General features: G+C 39.9%; 18 protein-coding genes and 1 pseudogene. 9 read left to right on the forward strand and 10 right to left on the reverse strand.

Features of this window, described 5'->3' with window-relative positions:
* Window positions 1-320: 320 nt before the first annotated feature.
* Complete coding sequence (locus tag B4U84_RS10885) at window positions 321-656, reverse strand: ribbon-helix-helix domain-containing protein (protein WP_009453717.1); 336 nt, start codon at window positions 654-656, stop codon at window positions 321-323.
* 401 nt (window positions 657-1057) lie between these two features.
* Here B4U84_RS10885 and B4U84_RS10895 point away from each other — a divergent pair, with 401 nt between their 5' ends.
* On the forward strand, window positions 1058-1576 hold the full coding sequence (locus B4U84_RS10895) for an HNH endonuclease (protein ID WP_017313314.1): 519 nt from the start codon (window positions 1058-1060) through the stop codon (window positions 1574-1576).
* A gap of 16 nt (window positions 1577-1592) precedes the next feature.
* Complete coding sequence (locus B4U84_RS10900) at window positions 1593-1982, forward strand: alr0857 family protein (RefSeq protein WP_044452134.1); 390 nt, start codon at window positions 1593-1595, stop codon at window positions 1980-1982.
* Between the two features lie 122 nt (window positions 1983-2104).
* Here the strand turns inward: B4U84_RS10900 and B4U84_RS10905 are convergent, their stop codons facing one another.
* Window positions 2105-3109, reverse strand: a complete 1005-nt coding sequence (locus tag B4U84_RS10905) for an NAD(P)/FAD-dependent oxidoreductase (RefSeq protein ID WP_017313312.1) — start codon at window positions 3107-3109, stop codon at window positions 2105-2107.
* 306 nt (window positions 3110-3415) lie between these two features.
* The gene (locus B4U84_RS31565; protein ID WP_231295048.1) at window positions 3416-3589 is read right to left on the reverse strand and encodes a hypothetical protein; all 174 of its coding nucleotides are present in this window, start codon (window positions 3587-3589) and stop codon (window positions 3416-3418) included.
* A 40-nt stretch (window positions 3590-3629) separates the two neighbouring features.
* On the opposite strand from B4U84_RS31565, the gene B4U84_RS10910 reads away from it, so the two are divergent.
* Window positions 3630-4361 carry a hypothetical protein gene (locus B4U84_RS10910; RefSeq protein WP_231295046.1) on the forward strand — a complete coding sequence of 244 codons (732 nt, stop codon included), beginning with the start codon at window positions 3630-3632 and terminating at the stop codon, window positions 4359-4361.
* 305 nt (window positions 4362-4666) lie between these two features.
* Here B4U84_RS10910 and B4U84_RS10915 read toward each other — a convergent pair whose 3' ends face one another.
* Window positions 4667-5212: an NADPH-dependent FMN reductase gene (locus B4U84_RS10915; RefSeq protein WP_017313310.1), complete on the reverse strand. Its 546-nt coding sequence runs from the start codon at window positions 5210-5212 to the stop codon at window positions 4667-4669.
* A 432-nt stretch (window positions 5213-5644) separates the two neighbouring features.
* Between B4U84_RS10915 and ftsH the strand changes: the two genes are divergently transcribed.
* Window positions 5645-7561: an ATP-dependent zinc metalloprotease FtsH gene (gene ftsH, locus B4U84_RS10925; protein WP_017313309.1), complete on the forward strand. Its 1917-nt coding sequence runs from the start codon at window positions 5645-5647 to the stop codon at window positions 7559-7561.
* Window positions 7562-7723: 162 nt separating this feature from the next.
* On the opposite strand, the gene leuA is transcribed toward ftsH, so the two are convergent.
* Both leuA and B4U84_RS10935 read right to left on the reverse strand, forming a co-directional pair.
* Complete coding sequence (leuA, locus tag B4U84_RS10930; RefSeq protein WP_017313308.1) at window positions 7724-9418, reverse strand: 2-isopropylmalate synthase; 1695 nt, start codon at window positions 9416-9418, stop codon at window positions 7724-7726.
* Between the two features lie 765 nt (window positions 9419-10183).
* Complete coding sequence (locus B4U84_RS10935) at window positions 10184-10726, reverse strand: CAP domain-containing protein (protein ID WP_017313307.1); 543 nt, start codon at window positions 10724-10726, stop codon at window positions 10184-10186.
* A 634-nt stretch (window positions 10727-11360) separates the two neighbouring features.
* On the opposite strand from B4U84_RS10935, the gene B4U84_RS10940 reads away from it, so the two are divergent.
* Window positions 11361-11558 (forward strand): hypothetical protein, encoded by a 198-nt coding sequence (locus B4U84_RS10940; RefSeq protein WP_017313306.1) that lies wholly within the window; start codon window positions 11361-11363, stop codon window positions 11556-11558.
* Between the two features lie 161 nt (window positions 11559-11719).
* A pseudogene (locus B4U84_RS10945) lies at window positions 11720-11890 on the forward strand (GMC oxidoreductase); the annotation flags it as partial.
* A 117-nt stretch (window positions 11891-12007) separates the two neighbouring features.
* Here the strand turns inward: B4U84_RS10945 and chlP are convergent.
* The gene (gene chlP, locus B4U84_RS10950) at window positions 12008-13264 is read right to left on the reverse strand and encodes a geranylgeranyl reductase (protein WP_017313305.1); all 1257 of its coding nucleotides are present in this window, start codon (window positions 13262-13264) and stop codon (window positions 12008-12010) included.
* A gap of 145 nt (window positions 13265-13409) precedes the next feature.
* On the reverse strand, window positions 13410-14012 hold the full coding sequence (locus tag B4U84_RS10955) for a YdcF family protein (RefSeq protein WP_017313304.1): 603 nt from the start codon (window positions 14010-14012) through the stop codon (window positions 13410-13412).
* Between the two features lie 302 nt (window positions 14013-14314).
* Between B4U84_RS10955 and cbiE the strand changes: the two genes are divergently transcribed.
* Window positions 14315-15535, forward strand: a complete 1221-nt coding sequence (cbiE, locus tag B4U84_RS10960) for a precorrin-6y C5,15-methyltransferase (decarboxylating) subunit CbiE (RefSeq protein ID WP_207390920.1) — start codon at window positions 14315-14317, stop codon at window positions 15533-15535.
* A gap of 245 nt (window positions 15536-15780) precedes the next feature.
* On the opposite strand, the gene B4U84_RS10965 is transcribed toward cbiE, so the two are convergent.
* On the reverse strand, window positions 15781-16251 hold the full coding sequence (locus B4U84_RS10965; RefSeq protein WP_026082154.1) for a DUF4870 domain-containing protein: 471 nt from the start codon (window positions 16249-16251) through the stop codon (window positions 15781-15783).
* Window positions 16252-16381: 130 nt separating this feature from the next.
* Here B4U84_RS10965 and B4U84_RS30510 point away from each other — a divergent pair, with 130 nt between their 5' ends.
* On the forward strand, window positions 16382-16519 hold the full coding sequence (locus B4U84_RS30510) for a hypothetical protein (RefSeq protein WP_165490267.1): 138 nt from the start codon (window positions 16382-16384) through the stop codon (window positions 16517-16519).
* A 221-nt stretch (window positions 16520-16740) separates the two neighbouring features.
* Window positions 16741-17322, forward strand: a complete 582-nt coding sequence (locus tag B4U84_RS10970) for a fasciclin domain-containing protein (RefSeq protein ID WP_017313301.1) — start codon at window positions 16741-16743, stop codon at window positions 17320-17322.
* Between the two features lie 195 nt (window positions 17323-17517).
* Here the strand turns inward: B4U84_RS10970 and B4U84_RS10975 are convergent, their stop codons facing one another.
* Window positions 17518-20376 carry a CHAT domain-containing protein gene (locus B4U84_RS10975; RefSeq protein ID WP_131117776.1) on the reverse strand — a complete coding sequence of 953 codons (2859 nt, stop codon included), beginning with the start codon at window positions 20374-20376 and terminating at the stop codon, window positions 17518-17520.
* Window positions 20377-20401 lie beyond the last annotated feature (25 nt).

The following is a 20401-nucleotide window of genomic DNA, read 5'->3' on the forward strand; positions in this document are numbered from 1 at the left end:
CTTAATCTTTGTGCTGATGTTTTATATCTGTCAAGTGTAGTCACACCCCCTGTGCTAGAAAATACTCATTTTCTAAATAGTTTCGACATATCTTAAAATCTGTTTTTATATTTATGTATGGTATTGAATTGATTAAGTAGTTAGAATAGGGGTTTTTTAGTTAAATATTATACTTACCTATTTATTTGTTATGTATTGAAAATAGGAATAGGGAATAAACATTGGGAATGAACAAGTCTTAGCTAATAGTGAATACAGCTTAGTTTTGCTTGAACAACTTCAACAACATTAACTAAGCTGCATTCAGTTGAATCCAAAATTTAACCGGCTAAACTTTCGACACTTAGAGGAACCATATCGCCCGTCCTCGTCAGTCCTAACAGCATCGGTTGTTGTGGCTGAATTAATTGACCCGTAAGTACACAACGTTCTTCTTGTTGGGCTGTAGCAGCTATACTGGCTCGAATGTCAGATCTCGAAAATCGAGGTTTCCACTCTCCTGATTTTTGCTGAACATAATTCCAAAGAATATCGCGGATGAGAGCTTGATATCCTTGATTGCCTGCTAGATCTTTAAGCTTATCTTTTAATTCGCGCTCAAGACGGATGCTGGTGACTTCCATATCGGTGGTGGGGGTGCGGGTAATCGTATGCATCAGTTTTTCTCCTAAAACTATAGACAGGATAGTAATACAAGTGTAGTATGTTTAAAGGAATGTTCAACAGGTGAAATTTTCTGTGATATCTATTTACCCCATCTCTACTTCTGTATGTGCCAACCACTCCCAAACTAGTTGGGAATCGGCACCTATGGGAGTGGAGTATTTATTTATGGGGTTAATTTGCCTGAAGCTGGGCAAATTTACAGAGGATAATCATGATTCTAAATATGCCAGGATTGGTGTAGTTATTCGAGCACCACAACTAAAACACAAAAGCGGGAGGTACAGACACTCAGATGCTGTACCGATATAAGAATCAAAGACTTTTAAGGTCAATTCTCAACCCCCGCTTTCACAAAGAAATAAGCGGGGGTTTTTTAATGAGGAGTCAAACCGTGACGATCGCAACGCAAGTTTTAGATCAATCTGTGGTGGTGTTTTCTCAAAATTACTTACCACTGTGCCGAGTAAACATCAAGCGAGCCATCGTACTCTTAATCACAAATAAAGCCGAACCGCTACATCTTAATACTAATAGCGGTTGGCAAATTCACTCTCCTAGCTTGATTATCGATGTACCAAAACAAATTCGCTTGACAATTGCTTCTCGTGAACGGATTTGGAAAGTTCCACCAGTAAATAGACGAGAAGTTTTACGGCGAGACCATCACAGTTGTCAATATTGCGGTAGCAGCAAACATCTGACACTAGATCACGTGCTTCCCCGTTCTCGCGGTGGACAGCACACTTGGAATAACGTGGTTGCTGCTTGCGAACGGTGTAACTCCAGAAAAGGAGATAAAACCCCCCAAGAAGCGGGTATGCGCTTACGTACTAAACCAAAAGCACCAGTCCATCCCACGATTGCTTTTGCGGAACAGTTTTGGATGGACGTGCAAATAAACCTGGAATAACAGGAGAGCATGAGGAATGCTGAAATTAACTTACACCGAAACGAGTTTTCACCTAGAGTGTCTAACTCTGTCTGTTGAGGAATGGGTAGCGCAACGAGTGATTTTGGCCCTACGAGTCGGTCAAAGTCTATCTATTGAACCTAGCACTGCTTCCTTTTTGCTTCCTGTGAATTTACCAGGACTAGAACAGCTCAAGGTGCAAGTGCGATGGGATGAAAGAAAAATTATCGCTTTATGTGTATCTGATTGTGAGTATGTTGAAGTCACTCTTAGCGGTTCTTGGCTATCGGATGGTTCTGAAAACGCACAAGGTGTGTTTGTTACTACAATGAGCGATCGCACTGAGTTTTTACTGCACAAACTTTGGGTTGCTGCTCAAGTTTGTACCTCTGTAATGAGTGAATAGTCCTCTAATAACCCAAGTTGCTTGCATCAGCCTACATGAAAAAAATGTAGAGACGTGTTCGCTTTTAGCGTTCCCGCAGGGTAATTTCGCGTCTCTACAAGGATTTTGGCTGATAGCCACACCTATAAATTATTCACTAAATAATCAGCAGCAGCTAATCCAGACAAAACAGCACCTTCCAGATTTGGTTGAATAAAAGCATCTCCACATAAAATTATTGGTCCCGGTTCAGTTAGCACCAAATAGGGTTCACCATACACTGTTTGTGGTTGACTGTAGCGCCAGCGATGCACTTGATAATCAATCACCGAAGATCCTAACCACGGTGATGCAGCCTCAAAAAGTAGATTGCTAATAACTACATTATCCTCCTCCCAGTGAGTTTCGCTAAACTCAGAATTTGCATGGAGTGTTACCGCACTACCTTGGGGTGAAATTCCCTTTTTTTGATTACAAGCAATCCAACTCAGGATATTTCCATCTAACTGCATACCCCCAGGACTAGGAATCTGGCTAGGTTGTGCCAACAAAGCTAGTACTGCTATGCAACGATAATAGACTATCTGTTCTAGTCGATGTTTTGTTTGTGGTGATAATTGTATTTGCGATCGCTCTAATAATTCCAGAGTTTGGGGTAGAGGTGGCGTTAATAATAACACATCTGCTGAAAAGGTGTCATTAGTTTCTGTCTCGACTTGCCAATAATCCTCCAGCCATGTAATATTACTCACTCTTGTATTTGTATGGACATCCAAATTTTCAGCCAAATGTTGAGCAATCGCACGGTTGCTACTAACTCCTCGATAGTAAATTTCTCTACTCAAAATGTGATTATTAAGTGACCACTGCTTAACAATTCCTTCTTGAATCCAGTTATTGACTAAAGTTTGAAATCTGGAATTTTGGACAGTAAAATATTGAGCGCCGTAATCAAAAACACCTTCGCCGTATTGAGCATTTTGGATGCGACGAGTTGCCATTCTCCCACCAATCGCTCGACCTTTATCAACTACAGTAACTTGCATGTGGTGATTGCGTAGTACTGTAGCTGCAATCAAACCAGACATACCACCGCCAACCACCAGATAGGAGAGTGTAGAGGCTGTTGAGGTCGTAAACGAAGACATGCGAAATACCTGCTCAAGAATATCGGGACTTGAAGTTCGATTTTCTCACGCTCTCTGCTTATTTTTTATTTTTTAAAATAAAAACATTTTATTATATACCGGGGCAGGCGATCGCTAACATTTCAAACTTCTGATAATTAGCACAGTTAAGTGAGAGCAATTAACATACATCAATACACCTTCTTGTTAAGTTTTGCACTTCCGTACAGTTTCAGAATTTTGCAAAGATTAATATTGATTAGCATCAAACTAACATATACTGAAACTGCCAAATTCTGAGCAGAAATTCAAATGTCAACAATTTGGTCAGTGAGTGCTATCAATAGCGATCGCCAAATTTGGAGGTAAGACATTGACAAATGGATCACACTCGCTCATCGGAGCAAAATTTAACAACAAGCAAAGTCTAAGCCAAACAATCTCCACCGACTTAGCTAACACAACCTCAGCAATTTCCTTAGTATCTTTAGATCTACCCACTGGTAGACAGGCTTTTACGAGCCAGATTATACCCAAAACCTTGAATGAGATTCTCCCGACCAAAGTAGATAACGTTGATACAAAAACTGAGGTAGCTAGCAAAGCTTTATACACTAAACCAAGTGAGCGAATAACTGGTTTTACTGTCCTATCAAATGGAACATTTGTTCTTGTAAGCACAGTATTAACCAAACACGGAAATTATAGTAAACTGCTATTTTTTGATCGTCGATCTTCTAAATCTAAAAAAATATCAGGATTTAAAAAAAACAATTGTACGATTGAAAGTTTAGTGGCTACAAAAGACGACAAACTAATTGCTATAGTCAGTCTCAATGGAGGTATTCCTCCTTTTGAGATGGTAGTAATTAATCCAAAAAATGGTAAGGTCTCTTCTGATTCTGATTTATTTTTACCAGAACTACCACCGGATAGGCGATTTAGCAATCTTGCACTCAGCCCGGATGGAAAAATTTATGGTACTACTCTGGGTATGGAAGGTATCACAAGATTGATACAACTAGACCTGGATAATAGATCAATGATTACTGGTAAAGGAAAAATTGTCACCTTGTCACCATTGATGTTTGACAACCAGCCTTTGCAAAATGACTTACTAAGTCTTAGTTTCTCTCCATCAGGAAAAGTTTATGCACTTGCTAATCCTAAACATGAAAAAACAAATTCTCTTTTTTCAGTTGATATAGAAACTGGAGATATGATACCTGTGTCAAAGATTGCAGTGGATAAAATTGCTTTTTCTCGAAATTGATATCTATTTAACTATATTTCCTCTTTGTGCCTTAGTGTCTTAGTGGTGAAAAAATAATCTTTTCAACACCCTACTCTAAGAGAAGCCGCTTTGCGTCTACGGGTACTCTACCTTGAAGCCGATGAGCGCGTCTACGCCACTTTGCCTACCCTTACGGGAAGCCGCTCCGCGTCTACGTGACGGGAAGCGGAGCCACTGCGTTGGACGGGTTCCCCGGCTTGTAGCACGTGGCGTCCAAGACGGCAAGTGGACTCACCAAGACACTAAGACACTAAGAAATTTTCGTTTTTCAGATTTACCCTTAATTAATCCACTTCTCTAAGCTTGCGGGTATTATCTACCAAACTTTGAGCAAACTGATCAAAACGTTGAGCAAGCTTGTCATCTAACAACTTCCCTTCAGGACTGAAAGCTTTCCACGCTTGTCCAATAGCAATTTGTTCGGGAATCACCCAGCCATGTACCCAACGCATAATTATCCTCAAATCATTCAGGGCGTTGCTGTTAGGTTGTCCCCCCAACACACTAATTAATCCAGTAACTTTACCAGACAATTGCTCAAAGCTCATCAAGTCTAAGGCATTTTTTAAAACACCGCTGACACTGCCGTGATATTCTGGTGTTGCCAAAATTAAGCCATCGGCACGACTCACAGCATATTGCAACTTCTGTACATCTGGATAATCTGGATACTCCTGTTCTCCGTTACAAAACGGTAATACCATTTCCCGTAAATCCAGTATTTCCACTTCTGCGCCTAAAGCTTCTACCCGTTGGGCTGCCAAACGTAAAGCTATTTGACTATAAGAGTCTGGCCTTAAACTGCCACCAATGCCAACTATTTTTACCATAATCAATTACCCAGTTGCTAATTAACTTCAATAAAAAGTCTCATTAACTGCATATACCACGGTTAAACAATGGCTAGTTGTTAACCATGACCAATGTTTCATTCCCACACCCTTACACTCGTATATCTCTTTTGAAATTAGCTAAACTTGCTTGAGGAATATATTTTTTGCAAGACAAACTCATTACGACTATGCTTATATCTTAACCATATGTAACTAAACCTGTCAAATTCTTGTTGAAAAGAATATTTTCTGGTAAAAAAATTAATAATCCCCGATCCCTGATCCCCGATCCCCAATCCCCAATCCCCGATCCCTATTTTCAAGACAGAGCTACACTAGAGTGAGAAAAGGTTATTTCTACTCTTTCTAAAAGATAAAGCCATAAAAAACCAGCGCTCAGATCATGGCAGCGGACAAAGGGTAATTCTTATGAGAAGTTTTGAAAAAAAGGTATCAACAAAACAGCGACCGACAAAACGTACAGCTTTGGCAGGGGCGTTGGTAGCTAGTATGATGATGTTGCCAGGATTTGTGACAGGTACTCCAGCCTTGGCACAAAAAGCAGAACAGCAGGATAACAACACTCTTACTTATGGTAAACTGCTCCAAAAAATTGAAAATGGAGAAGTCGTCAGGGTAGATTTAGACGAAACCGAAAAAGTAGCAGATGTGTATCTTAAGGGACAGGAGCCAAATGCTCAACCGCAACGTGTAAAGCTTTTGGATCAAAATCCAGAATTAATCAATACACTTAAAGCTAATCGAAATGTCCAGTTTGACGAGGTTTCCTCTGCTAACAGTAAAGCTGCTGTTGGTCTTTTGATCAATCTCATGTGGATTTTGCCACTGGTTGCTTTAATGTTGTTGTTTCTACGCCGATCTACGAATGCTTCTAGTCAAGCTATGAACTTTGGTAAATCCAGAGCTCGTTTTCAAATGGAGGCAAAAACTGGTATCAAGTTTGATGATGTCGCGGGTATTGAAGAAGCAAAAGAAGAACTGCAAGAAGTTGTTACCTTCCTCAAACAACCAGAGAAATTTACTGCTGTTGGCGCACGCATCCCAAAAGGAGTGTTGTTAGTAGGACCTCCGGGTACTGGTAAAACTTTATTAGCAAAAGCTATTGCTGGGGAAGCAGGCGTTCCCTTCTTTAGCATTTCTGGTTCAGAATTTGTGGAAATGTTTGTTGGTGTGGGTGCGTCTCGTGTTCGTGACTTATTCAAAAAAGCCAAAGATAATGCCCCTTGTTTGATATTTATCGATGAAATCGATGCTGTTGGTAGACAACGGGGTGCTGGTATTGGTGGTGGTAACGACGAAAGAGAGCAAACTCTTAACCAGTTGCTGACCGAAATGGATGGTTTTGAGGGCAATACAGGAATTATTATTATTGCTGCTACTAACCGCCCAGACGTTTTGGATGCAGCATTACTTCGACCTGGAAGATTTGACCGTCAGGTAATTGTTGATGCACCAGACAGGAAAGGGCGTTTGGAAATTCTAAAAGTTCACGCTCGTAATAAGAAGGTTGATCCAGCAGTTTCTCTAGAAGTTGTTGCACGCCGTACCCCTGGTTTTACAGGAGCAGATTTAGCTAACCTGTTGAATGAAGCAGCTATTCTTACAGCACGCAGACGCAAAGATTTAATTACACAGATAGAAATTGACGATGCTATTGATAGGCTGACTATTGGGTTAACTCTCAACCCATTGTTAGATAGCAACAAGAAGCGATTAATTGCCTATCACGAGATAGGACACGCTCTGTTAGCTACACTTTTACCCCACGCAGACCCTTTAAACAAAGTTACCATTATTCCCCGTTCTGGTGGAGTGGGTGGTTTCTCTCAACAAATTCTCAATGAAGAGATGATTGATAGTGGTCTTTACACTCGTGCTTGGATACAAGACAACATTACCATGACATTGGGAGGAAAAGCCTCAGAGGCAGAAGTATTTGGAGAATCTGAAGTTACAGGTGGTGCTAGTAACGATTTGAAAATGGTTGCGAACCTAGCCCGAAAGATGGTGACAATGTATGGGATGTCTGACTTGGGACTAGTAGCTTTAGAAACTCAAAATAGTGATGTCTTCCTGGGTAGAGATTGGGTCAGCCGCAACGAGTATTCGGAAGAGATGGCCACTAAGATTGATAGACAAGTGCGGGAAATGGCTATTGCTTGTTACCAAGAAGCCCGAAAAATTATCCGTGAAAACCGAGCATTGGTAGATCGCCTTGTAGACCTGTTAGTAGAACAGGAGACTATAGAAGGAGAGCAATTCCGAAAAATTGTTGCTGAGTATACTCAGTTACCTGAAAAGCAACAGTTAGTAGTTAGTAGTTAGTGAGTAGGAGCTTGAAATCAAAATCCCCGAAAGCATTTCTGTCAAAGGAAAACTTCAGCTTCAAAGGGAAAGATCCCCGACTTTTTAGAGAATTCGGGGATTTGATCTATTTGGAGTTGCAAAATTATTTTACTGATGAGCGATCGCAAATCACTATCAAAGCTACACTACATTTACACGCTGCAAAGCGCGATTCACAGCACTTAGTATTGCCAAGATTGACGCTGTGACAATATTGGCATGAATACCTACACCGTGTAATGTACCTGGGATGAAATTACCTGCGATTTCAACACAGGCTATAGCATCTGCATTACTCCCAGTATTGCGCGATCGCTCTTCGTAATGGTGAATTTGTATATCTAAACCCAAAGCATTGACAAAAGCGTCAATCGGCCCGTTACCTTGACCTTGAACTGTGATCATTTTCTCATCCTGTTGCAATCTAACTGCAATGTTTTGCACTCCACTGTAATCTTCAGTTTCAGATAAGTGATGAGTCATGTATTTCATTGGCGTACAAACTTGCAAATATTCCTGCTCAAATAATTGCCAAATATCAGCAGAGGACATTTCCTTCCCAGAAGCATCCATTGCTTTTTGGACAATTTGGCTAAACTCGATCTGCAAGCGACGAGGTAATACTAAATCATAATCCCGTTCCAGCAAGAAGGCGATTCCACCTTTACCTGATTGACTGTTCACCCGCACCACAGATTCATAGGTACGTCCCACATCTGCTGGATCGATGGGTAAATAAGGAACTTCCCATACAGCATCTGGTTTCTGTACAGCAAAGCCTTTTTTTATGGCGTCTTGATGGGAACCGGAAAAAGCAGTGAATACCAAATCGCCGACGTAGGGATGACGGGGATGAATGGGTAATTGTGTGCAATCTTCAATGATTCTAGCAACTTCGTTAATATTGGAAAAATCTAACCCTGGATGGATGCCTTGAGTGTAGAGATTCATTGCCAAAGTGACTAAATCAACATTTCCAGTGCGTTCACCATTGCCAAACAAACAGCCCTCAACCCGTTGAGCACCTGCCATTTGGGCAAGTTCTGCGGCTGCGACTGCACAACCGCGATCGTTATGGGGATGGACGCTGATCATCACGCTATCTCTGCGAGTTAAGTTGCGGTGCATCCACTCTACTTGATCTGCAAAGATATTTGGTGTGGCAACTTCGACACTTGCAGGTAAATTGATGATAGCTTTGTGTTGTGGTGTGGGTTGCCAGACATCTAAAACTGCATTGCAGATTTCTTGAGCAAAATCTAATTCTGTGGTTGTAAAGATTTCGGGTGAATATTGAAATTGCCAGTTTATCTCTGGTTGTTCGGCTGCTAATTCTGGAAATAATTTAGCTGCATTAACTGCTAAATTGATTGTCCCCTGGCGATCTAAACCAAAAACGATGCGGCGAAAAACGGGAGAAACTGCATTATATAAATGTACGATCGCACGTTTTGCACCTTTTAAAGCTGCAAAGGTACGACGGATTAATTCTTCTCTAGCTGGTGTTAAAACTTGGATAGTTACGTCATCAGGAATTAATTCCTGTTCTATCAAGCATCGCACAAAATCAAACTCAGTTTGGGAAGCCGAGGGAAAAGCGACTTCTATTTCTTTGCAACCAATGCTGACTAAAAGCTGAAACAGGCGTAACTTGCGGTGAATATTCATTGGTTCAATCAACGCCTGATTTCCATCTCTTAAATCAGTACTTAACCAGATTGGCGGATGAGTGATTGTTTGATTTGGCCAGGTGCGATCGCGTAACGGCTCCTTCAGAGCATCGTTTAAATTAATTGGTGCAAATGGGCGATATTTTGTTGCAGGATTTTTTAACACGTTTGTTTTTTCCTTTGTTGTTGATGATGTTTGTGAGGCGTTGTAGCGAAATATGTTGCGGAAAAAATTGGGCTATCAGGTTGCCACTTTGTCCAAACCTGACAACCCACAGATAGTCGTAGAAATGCCTCTAGTGCTAGATGCAATTGCATAAGAATCTCCTAATTTGTTGGTTTTTGGTTCTTGTTGCAAAGTTTTAGATCCCCCTAAATCCCTCTTTCTAAGCAGGACTCTGATTCTGTTTTGGAAAGGGGGCTAGGAAAGATATAGAAATATACTGCTAAGGGTTTAAACCTTAAACAAATCAAGTAATCTGCTTAAGCATACTTGAACTATGAGACTGCGATTTTAATCGCAGTTCTTTTAAAAATTTGGGATACTCGCGTTCCCTGTTAACAGTTCCCTTTTTAATTTAAAATCTATTTGCGTTTAAGGCATAGTAGCAGCCCTAGCCCTAATAGAAGGCTAGAAGTTAGTTGTAGAGAAAGCTGCTTGGTAAACATAGTATTAGTCTGAAAAGTCAACGACTTACGATAATATTAACCCTAAACAATTAATTAGGTCAAGACGGATTATATTCAAAAAAAAGAGAAGTTGGGGATCTATGTAAACATAACTGAGTTACAAAAAGTAAACATACCTAAAATCCTTACCAATGACCAATTACGAATGACAAATAACGACCCCAACTCATATCAGACGAGCCAATAGCGCTATAGCGCATGGCTTCGCGCTTGGCGCGTCTGGTACATTTGTGCCGACTTACTATCGTGTGCGAAGAAAAATTTGTGTAAAGTAAACTTCGCCTTGGCTATTGTTCGCAACACCAATTCCAGCAAGATTATAATTACTTTTTATATTAGCCAGATGTTCTGGACTATCTAGCCAGGATTTTACGGCTTGTGTTGCAGGATCACTGTAGCCCTGGTTATAAGCTATGTTTTCTGATGCTGCGCTGTAGGCAATACCAATACTTTGGATCCGCTGTTCCAATCCACTATGATCGAATGGGACTGTACCATTAGCCATGTTTCGACTATGAGTCCTAGCCTGCTCATCTATCGCAACGTTACGAGTAAAAGCTGGTAGACCTTGAGAGGCACGGTAATCATTAATTTGTTGAAAAACGGAATCTTCTATAACAACAGTATCTATAGTAGATGCTGTGATTTTAATAGTATGATGCGGTAATTGAGAATGCACCCAGCGTTTTGGTATATCAGTTTGGCTTGGTTTAGAAATTGCCATTACTCCACTGCTGAGGATAAAAGCTCCTATAAAGATGCTGCTAATTACTGTTTTAAACATCTAAAATTTTGCCTATATAGTTAGTGAATTATATTTTACTCTCTTAGAGAAAAAGAATAGTACCATATACGTATCAGTTTGACTAGTGAATAAAACAATACAATTAGCCCTTTCAAGGTGGAGCAAAATTCTCAACAATCAACTCCTCTGTAAGCTCTTATCTCTGTGTTCTCTGTGCCTCTGCGGTTAAATAAATAACTTTTAAACCGCAGAGAACGCAGAGAGCGCAGAGAGGAAAAAAGAGATTTTATGAGTCACCTTGAAAGGGCTAAACAATACAATTTAGCTAGTCGATTGATTTATCTAGTCTACCTGTTAAATTTTCTTCAGAATCACAAGATCAGGCAATAATTGAAGCAGCCTGTGTGAGTTAAAAATTTTTGTGATGTTGTGCTTTGCGTGAGTAAATGCAGTATTAAAAAAGAATCAAACAATCATAAAAACATTTGCTGTGTAGGAATTACACGAATAATATAAAAATTATTTCAAAAAAGTTGAGTATTTTTCCGTAAAAAAAATTTAAATTGATATAAAAAATAGACGTTTTCACAAATGAGCTAACGATACTTACTGCACAAGGCTTGTATATTCTTTTTCTAGGCTGTCTAACAACAGTAGACAGTGTTGTGCTGGCATGAACCAGCAGATTCAGGATAAATCTGCAATCCAGTTCGCTCAAGGTTTTTATGATAGATTGGGTTACGCAACTTCGGAAATTCAAGATGTATTTCCAAGAGCCTTTCAGGAAGGTTTAGTGGCGATTAAACTAGAAAACCTTTCCCAAGCCGAGATTCCAGTTATTAAAACAAGAATAAATATAGATAAACATTAAAGAAGCCAAAAGAGTAGCGATCGCGTGGCGATTCAGTTACCCACCAGTCCAACATGAATTGTCTCCTTTGATACCACACGTGGCTGATTATACTGTAAATCTTGTACCTTGCCCTAAATCCTTTGTCAGCAACCTTTTCAAGACTTAACGGGAAAAGTCAGGTCATAAACAAGGTTTGTGACTCCTATGGTCGCGTGTTCGGACACCCAGGTCTTTACATAGTGGATGGGTCATTGATTCCAGGTTCTGCTGCTTGCTCTACTCCCTCTTTGACGATCGCAGCTCTAGCAGAGTGGTGCATGGACAGAATCTTAAATGATGTCAAGAAATAGTAATTTTTTAATCGTACTTAAAAAAATTAGACGCACCTAAACTGGAGAAATTCCCCCAAATCAGGTGCGTCTTGTGTGTTCTCTTCTCAATACCCTTAATATATCAACTATCTGCGATTAGGGAGCAAGGGCATTACCGCGAATTAAGCTACCAATGGTCTTAGCAGTAATTTTTAGCTGGGTAATGGGATTAGCTGGCACGACGGTTTTGTACAGATAGCTATCAAAGGTTAGCCTTTGTACATCAAGGTCAGCACACATTTCTACAAATGCCTCGCGGGTGGCATCGGAACGATAGAATACGCTTTGCAGCAGGTCTAAGACTTTGTAGGTGAGTCCATATTTTTTATCCCAACGCTTTAAGTAGACCTTGAGGTCAGCTTCGGTGGGGATAAGAGCGCCGCTGTTGGACATTTCTACAATGGTTTCAGCACACATGCGTCCAGATTTGGCAGCAAAGTAAATACCTTCTCCAGAGGATTTGGTGACATAACCTGCTGCATCTCCTACCAACGCGATGCGGCCAACAACGCGACGGGGACGGGGATGTTCCGGAATGGGGTGTGCTTCGACTTTGATGATTTGACCACCTACTAGCTTATGGGCAGCACGGGCGCGAATACCAGCTTGCAATTGTTTGATGCTGGCTTTGTTAACGTGCATTGTGCCAGTACCCACGGCTACGTGGTCGTATTTGGGGAAAACCCAAGCGTAGAAGTCGGTAGAAACGTCGTCACCGACGTACATTTCTGCTAGGTCATTGTAATAGACCATTTGCTCTTGGGGTAGGCGAATCCGCTCTTGGAAAGCGATCGCATAATTATAATCCCCTGCGTCCATTTCTTTGGCAATACGGGAGTTTGCGCCATCTGCCCCAATAATTAAATCAACTTTGAGGGTTTTGGCAATGCCTTGGGCGCCACCTTCTGTATGGTCTACATAATGGATGGTATAGGGGTCAGTGTTGTTTGTAGGAATATCTAGCTTATGAACTGTGGCATTTATTAAATTTGCGCCTAATTTTGCCGCACGATTTCGCAGATAACCATCTAGCACCTCGCGACGGCACATTCCTATATATTCATCTTGTTTTACTAAATTGATATCAACCTCACGATTGGAGGGTGAAATCATTTTCATCTTCCGCACCTGGCGATCAATAATATCCTGGGGCAGGTCAAATTCACTGACCATGCACAGAGGAATTGCACCGCCACAGGGCTTGGCATTATCTAGCTTGCGCTCGAACAGGTAGGTTTCGATCCCAGCTTTTGCCAAAGTTTCTGCGGCAGATGAGCCAGCTGGGCCTGACCCAACAACAGCAACCCGTAATGTCAAAGGTCTACTCCCAATCTTCACATTTACCGAAAGCATCGTATCACGGACTTTTGGCTCATTTCTCTGTGTATCTTAGGATTTCACAGAATTGCAATATTCCTTAATGTTTCGCAATCAAAAATGCTGTTTTGGGGATTGGGGGTCGGGGATTGGGGATTGGGGATCTGGGATTGGGGAACATTTACAGTCTAAGTAAAAGATAAACGAAACAACCGAATGTTTCTCTGATCAGAAACTGAAATTTAGTTTGAAAACTGCGATAACGAGTAGTAGGTGTTGCAGATGGATGTGCATCCATTCCTAAGTCTTGTGCCATCAAAACTGCTCGTTTGAGATGCAAAGGATCGCTAACAATGAGAAACTTAGATAAATGCTGAGATAATGCAATATTCTTGGCATACAAAAGGTTCTGCTGAGTATTTTGAGAAGCAGTTTCGGTTAAGATATTTGCTTTTTTGACACCTTTGGAAATTGCATAGCGTTTACCAACAATTGCTTCGGCTATTTCTTTGTTTTTGCCAACTCCACCAGTAAAAATGAGATTGTGAACTTTTCCATGTTTGTAGAGATTAATTGCGTGGTTAATTCGTTCTCGAAAAACTGGTGAAGGTTTTTCTCCCCAAACTTCGGCTCCTAAAACAATAGCTGCATCGGCATTAATAACCTTAGTTTTGTTGCTGTAAGTGTAGATGCTGAATGTAATTATTGCAAGTATTGGCATAATTACAGGCATAAGACAAAGTAAAACGATAGCCAAATATGACTTTTTGATTTTGTCAATCATGAACATCATTTCGTTAACTGAAATCTTGTGCTGTCTGCTCTTGCCTCTTTGCTCAAATATTTAAGGTTATTAGTTAATATCACTGTCTCACACCATTTTTGTCATCCTGCTTTGAGATTATCTCGTGAGTTATAAGCTGGATAGACAAGCGATCGCAGATAGCATTACCTGGTATATTATATCGGACGATCTAAATATTATTTACAGAGGCTGTGAAGTCAATTCCATTTTCCATAGACGTGTAAGCGGCTTCTCGTAGAGTCATCTAAAATCCAAATCCAAAATCTAAAATCTAAAATCGAATGACTGACGTGCAAAAATGGCTATCTGTGGTAGGTATTGGTGAAGATGGGCTATCAGGATTGAGTGCGATCGCTTGTTCTATACTGCAAAATGCAAAGGTAATAGTTGGTGGAAGTCGTCATTTGGCTATGCTACCAGCCGATGATCAACGCGAAAAAATCATTTGGTCATCACCTATCAGCATATATGTAGAAGAAATTCTCCGTCGTCGGGGTCAATGTGTCTGTGTTTTAGCTAGTGGTGATCCCATGTGTTTTGGTATTGGTGTCACCCTCAGACGTAGCATACCGATTACTGAGATGACTATTATTCCTGCGCCTTCATGTTTTAGCCTTGCCTGTGCAAAACTAGGATGGTCACTTACAGAAATAGAGACATTAAGCCTCAACGCTCGTCCTCCGGCTCTACTCCAGACTATGATTTATCCTGGGGCGCGATTGTTGATTTTGAGTGAAGGGAAGCAAACCCCGATAATTGTAGCTGAAATATTGACAAAACGCGGATTTAGTGATAGTAAAATTACAGTTCTAGAACGCATGGGTGGTTCTCAAGAACGGATCATTGAAGGGACAGCCGCCTCATGGACAACTACAGAAGTAGCTGATTTAAATACTATTGCTGTTGAGTGTATTGCTGATCCTGGGGTTGTAGGATTATCTCGTTTAGCAGGCTTACCAGATGATGTTTACCATCATGATGGACAACTCACCAAGCATGAAGTACGAGCTATTACTCTTGGGGCTTTAGCTCCTGTTCCGGGACAATTATTATGGGATGTTGGTGCAGGGTGTGGTTCGATAGGTATTGAATGGATGCGGACTCATGCTCGTTGTCGAGCGATCGCGATTGAACAAAATCCCACTCGATTACAATATATTGCTGACAATGCTATTACCCTTGGCACACCCAATTTACAAATTGTCCACGGAAAAGTCCCCGCTGCATTAAAAGATTTACCCCAACCCGACGCTATTTTTATCGGTGGTGGTGCAACCGCACCAGGATTATTTGAAGTATGTTGGCAAGCTTTACCTCCCGGTGGGCGCTTGGTTGCGAACGCTGTCACCATCGAAAGTGAACAAAAGTTGCTGCAATGGCACAATCAAGTTGGTGGGGAATTGATGCGCGTTGCAGTTCAAAGGGTTGCTCCCATTGGCGGATTTTTGGGATGGAAACCAATGACACCTGTAACGCAATGGATTGTAGTAAAGTCTGAATAGTAATAATATCCTAAGCTGATGTGCGGTTAGATTAAATATTCTTGCGTTAGGGCTGTCCAGGGTCACTCGATTTTGGATTTTGGACGCGTGGATTTTAGATTAACCTCTTCTTTAAATATGCTTTTTAACCCACTTGAAGTGGGTTTTAGCTATGAGCCAGCTATTTATTTGAGGGCGAGATGTTGTTCCTCATCACATCGATCAAACTCACGTTATTACAAGTGTTTAAATGGACATGATATTACTCAATTTCTCAAAAATCTAATTGTACAGGGATAGCGATAGTGTTGACCTTTGTAGGCTTTTACAGAGGCAAAAATGACTAAACATAATTGTGTTAATAATAATATAGATATGAGTATGATTAAAACTGTTAATAAAGTATTTAAAGTTGTTTCTAATTGTTTAGAAGCTACATTGTTTGTGAGCGCAATCCCACAAGTTGTAAAAACTAGGAATAGGGAAATTATAATTACAATTAATGTATAAACTGTGATGGAAAGCTGAAAATTTAAAGATTCTTTGCCTTGAAAGTCTATCCACGGGTCTTGTGATTTTTTCCATTGCCATACTATCAATGGACCAAGAAGATTGAGTAACGGAAGATATATGGGTATGCCAATAAAGACTAAAGAAATTAATGGTATCCACAACAAAGCTGAGAGATGACACAGCATAGCCCAAATGCGTATTTGCTTGTTGTTACTTTCTCTCATAAAACCTCTCGGTATGCGGGAAACGAGCAAGTATGCGCGTTCTAACAGAGAAGCGACACGTAGCAAGATCCCGAAGGGTGCGATATGAACATCGCCGTGTTCCATTATCGCATTGCGGTGAAATAACACTGTGAGTATATTCGTTTGCTCAGAGTTCTCACGCTACTACGAAAGCATTGATGTTGGCGATTTGATCAGTATTAAGGGAATAGGTGCGATCGCTGAGAACAAAATTAATATTGATTTAAAAGTGTTATTTATTACTTAAATCAGATTATATTTCAGTACAAGCAAATTAAATAAGCTACTGTAAACAAGATTTTGATACAAAACAAATTACAGGACAGACTTTACTTGAATAATTTGATACTGATTTATACAATAGTGGTGTCATTCCAATTTTTAGTCTAAAATTATATAATTTTTCCGAAAACTAGCATTCAACTCTTGTAGTATTAGCGTAAAACTTAGAGTTACCAGGTAAGTCTTATGTTTCCTCAAAAAATTCATGCCTTAAGTGGCAAAAAATGGTTTGTCCGATTGGCTTGGGTGATGGGGATTATTGGTGTCACAACCATGATTAGTTCTCCAGTATTAGCTAGAAGATTCTATGGCTTTGCCTTTTTGCAACCTTCTGCTTATCGGAACTATCCTTATCGCAACTCCAATAGTACCATTGCTGATACTCTTGCTAAGGATGGTAAATATGCCAATCTAGTTTATGAATTGAAAGAAGCTAAACTTTTTGACCAGCTCAAACAGCCAGGTTATTTCACAATTTTTGCTCCGACAGATAATGCATTCAATGGCTTAGATAGCAATGTCTTCACCAAATATAGTAACAACCGTGAGAAAGTTTTGAAATATCACGTGATTGTTGGTGAAATTACTCCTGAGCAAATCAAAACTGGAGTACTCAAAACTCTAGAAGGTACTGAACTCAAAATCACTGAAGAGGCTGATGGTGAACTTAAGATAGGTAATGCTAAAGTCAACCATCCTGCCACAACTACCACAAATGGCGTGATTGTCCAAATTAATGGACTACTCATACCTTCTGATGTCCAATAACAACCTTTAGCTAATTTAGTTCAATCTTATAGACCATCCTAGAACATCCCCCAGCTTAGTTTTTCGTAGAGCTGGGGGATTTTTAAATTTTATAGGGCTTATGCAGGTGTCATAAGTAGAGACGCGATAAGAGACGTGATATATCGCGTCTCTACATTATTTATGTGTATCGCAATTAACGTGAAATGGTATTATTTATTGCCAGTTACCTACAACGACAAATGGCGCCCAGAAGTGGGGATTGCTGTATTGCTTGTCTTTAAGAAGAACTCGTTGTGCTTCCTGGAGTGCTTGCGCTTTGTTGATTTTAGTGGTCTTGGCATTTTCTAACTGACTATATAATTCACCCATGAGTTTAGCTGTGCTTTTATCTTCCACTGACCATAAGCTTGCCATTGTACTACGCGCACCAGACCGTACTGCTACTCCCGCTAGTCCTAAAGCAGCACGTTGATCACCAATCGCTGTTTCACAAGCACTAAGAACTAATAATTCTATCGGACTACGGGAAATTAGGGCGTTGTTTCGTAGCAGATTACCTAACTGTTTAACATTCAAGCGTTGATCCCAAAACAAGATAAAAGTATCGTCAGCGATCGAACTAAATTGAGCATGAGTTGCTAAATGAACAATCGAAACATCTGAGTTGAGAATTCGGTTTTGAATCTCTTTAATTGTAAATTTTTCGTTCAGGAGTGGTTTAGGTGCAATTCCTAATTTTTCGATTTGGTTTAGTTCCGATTGCACTTGAGCTAATTCTTTAAAACCTTGATGTGGTTTGCTTATTCCTGCTGTGAGGGCTTTGATATTAATGTCTGCTAGTGGTTTTGGATTAATTAGCTGTAACCCAGGAGTTAAAGCAATGGCATATTTTTCCAATAAATATTGTTGACCATCGTGCAGTACAGACATGGGAATATTTCTGAGTTTTTCATCCAAAACAAACACTAAGGTGTCAACTTTGCTGTTTTCTAAGTCTTGTTTGATAGGTCTAATTAGCCAATCGTATACTTGTTGGTACAAAGGCAAAGATTCTTCAAGCTTAGTATCAGGGTTTTTTAGAAAAGCCTGTATTTGTTCTACAGTCTCTTCTAATTCTTGTGTTTTAATTTGGGTACTGTAAAGACGTAGAATTCGATCACTTTGAGATGTTTTGCTTTGAGCTTTATTACTTTGGGATTGATTTGGTAGGCTAAGAATTACTTCTAAGCTGTCTTGGTCTGGCTTTTGTTTATTTGACAAAACAATGGGATAAATAACTGCGGCGCTGGTGTCTACTTCATCGATTTTTGTGCTATTTGCTTCTACACATGCTTCACGGAAAAAGTTATTAAGTTCAGCCAATTGTAGAGATTCTAATACATCTCTAGCTTGAGTTAATCGTTTCTGTCTTTCTTCATCTTTTCCGGCTTTTTTCAAGAATTGAGCATATTCCAATTCTAGTTCGACGAGTTGGCGATAAACCGGTTCTACACTAGCTCGAAAAGAAAACTGTACTTCTGGATTAACTGCTACTAAATCAGTACGTAATGATTGTAGGGAATTATAAGCCTTGGTTGAAGCTGCGATCGCATTTTCTAGATTTCCTTGCTTTCTGTGTATCCTGCCTAATTGCCAAAAATATTGATAGGATATATGCGGTGAATCAAGGCTCGAAACTGTACTCAAAGCTTGTCTAGTAAAATTTTCTGCTTGAGATAAATCCTCTTGACTACCTCTTTGTTCATACAGCGCACCGCGATTTCCGATTGCATAAGCTTCAGCTGGTTTGTCTCCTAATTTTTTAGCTTGGCTGGCTGCTTGTTCTAAAATCTGATCAATTTGGTCAAAACTTGGTAGTTGTGAATCTTGTTTTTGCTGAGATTTTTCGGGTTGGATGAGTTCTGCTAAACTTTGAGCATAATTGATTTGCTCGTAAACTCCTGTCCGACTGGGAGAAAATTGAACATTTTCAAGATTGAGAGATAACCAAAAAGCTTCTGCTTCTTTATATTTTTCTGGATCAGATTTTGCTTGTTTTAATAACAAACTGAGTTGATTTAGTTGTGCTTTTTGCCGTGTAGATGGTGATGTAGTTAGCTTTGATGCTTGGGTATAAGCATTTATAGCTCCTTGATAGTAATTTTCTCTGACGCGGCGTACTCTTTCATTTTCAGCTAAGGTTTTGGTTGTGTTACCAATACTTAAATAAGTAGCTGCTTGTTCTTGAGTAGAGTTTAATTTCTTAGCTAAATCTAAGCTACTTTTTAAAACAATTTGAGACTGTTCTGGTTGACCAATAAAACGGAGTATTTCACCCAGACTTCTCAAAGCTATCATTGTGGTTTCAGAAGAAGATTTGCTTGTAACTTTTTTGATTCTTTCTGTTAAATCTTCTGATGATAATTGATTAAAATCTTGACAACTGCTAACTCCAATTTCTGGATTCAAGACTTCCAATAAAGTTTTGCAAGCACGGGGGAAAAGACCCAAATCTTGCATAACTTGAGTTTGGTTAATTTTGTTTTGTGCTAATTTTGCAGGTTCCTTGATTTGACTATAAATTTTCGCTGCTTGTTGCCAACTTTCAAGACTTTGTGTTGATTGTCCAATGTCTCTTTGTAAATAGCCTTGAATATCTAAAGCTTGCGCCAAAATTTTCTGTTTGTTTTGACTTTCGGGCTGGGTTTGCAGTATTGCTAAACTGTCCTGATTAGCTTTGATGGCTTTTTCCCACTGTCCAAGTTGTTGATAAGTCAATGACAGATTGCTCAAAGCCATTGCTTGATTTAAATTATCTTTTTGGCTAGAAAATGCAGATACTGTTTTTTCCCACACAGCAGCAGCTTCTTGGAACTGACCAGAACGGTATAATTCGGTTGCTTGGCTAACGAGCTGTTGTGTATTGGTCTGAGTTTGCACAATTTGGGTTGATTGCGAAACCTTAGCAATCACTGGTGGTGTTGTAGATGCAAAGATAAACAGCAAAATTGCCAGAAAGAGCGATCGCTTACTATATATTTTTTTTATCTGACTACTTAAATTACGATTAAACTTTTTTCCCTTTGGTTTCATCTTAATATTCCCAATAGTGTTGTTT

Origin of the sequence: Westiellopsis prolifica IICB1, assembly GCF_004323185.1 — a bacterium.
GTDB lineage: Bacteria > Cyanobacteriota > Cyanobacteriia > Cyanobacteriales > Nostocaceae > Pelatocladus > Pelatocladus prolificus_A.

Bases quoted from the DNA above. Each gene is read 5' to 3' on its own strand.
- B4U84_RS10885 (WP_009453717.1), bottom strand. From the start codon at position 656: ATGCATACGATTACCCGCACCCCCACCACCGATATGGAAGTCACCAGC.
- B4U84_RS10900 (WP_044452134.1), top strand. From the start codon at position 1,593: ATGCTGAAATTAACTTACACCGAAACGAGTTTTCACCTAGAGTGTCTA.
- B4U84_RS10905 (WP_017313312.1), bottom strand. From the start codon at position 3,109: ATGTCTTCGTTTACGACCTCAACAGCCTCTACACTCTCCTATCTGGTG.
- B4U84_RS10915 (WP_017313310.1), bottom strand. From the start codon at position 5,212: ATGGTAAAAATAGTTGGCATTGGTGGCAGTTTAAGGCCAGACTCTTAT.
- ftsH (WP_017313309.1), top strand. From the start codon at position 5,645: ATGAGAAGTTTTGAAAAAAAGGTATCAACAAAACAGCGACCGACAAAA.
- B4U84_RS10935 (WP_017313307.1), bottom strand. From the start codon at position 10,726: ATGTTTAAAACAGTAATTAGCAGCATCTTTATAGGAGCTTTTATCCTC.
- B4U84_RS10940 (WP_017313306.1), top strand. From the start codon at position 11,361: ATGAACCAGCAGATTCAGGATAAATCTGCAATCCAGTTCGCTCAAGGT.
- chlP (WP_017313305.1), bottom strand. From the start codon at position 13,264: ATGCTTTCGGTAAATGTGAAGATTGGGAGTAGACCTTTGACATTACGG.
- B4U84_RS10955 (WP_017313304.1), bottom strand. From the start codon at position 14,012: ATGATTGACAAAATCAAAAAGTCATATTTGGCTATCGTTTTACTTTGT.
- cbiE (WP_207390920.1), top strand. From the start codon at position 14,315: ATGACTGACGTGCAAAAATGGCTATCTGTGGTAGGTATTGGTGAAGAT.
- B4U84_RS10965 (WP_026082154.1), bottom strand. From the start codon at position 16,251: ATGAGAGAAAGTAACAACAAGCAAATACGCATTTGGGCTATGCTGTGT.
- B4U84_RS10970 (WP_017313301.1), top strand. From the start codon at position 16,741: ATGTTTCCTCAAAAAATTCATGCCTTAAGTGGCAAAAAATGGTTTGTC.
- B4U84_RS10975 (WP_131117776.1), bottom strand. From the start codon at position 20,376: ATGAAACCAAAGGGAAAAAAGTTTAATCGTAATTTAAGTAGTCAGATA.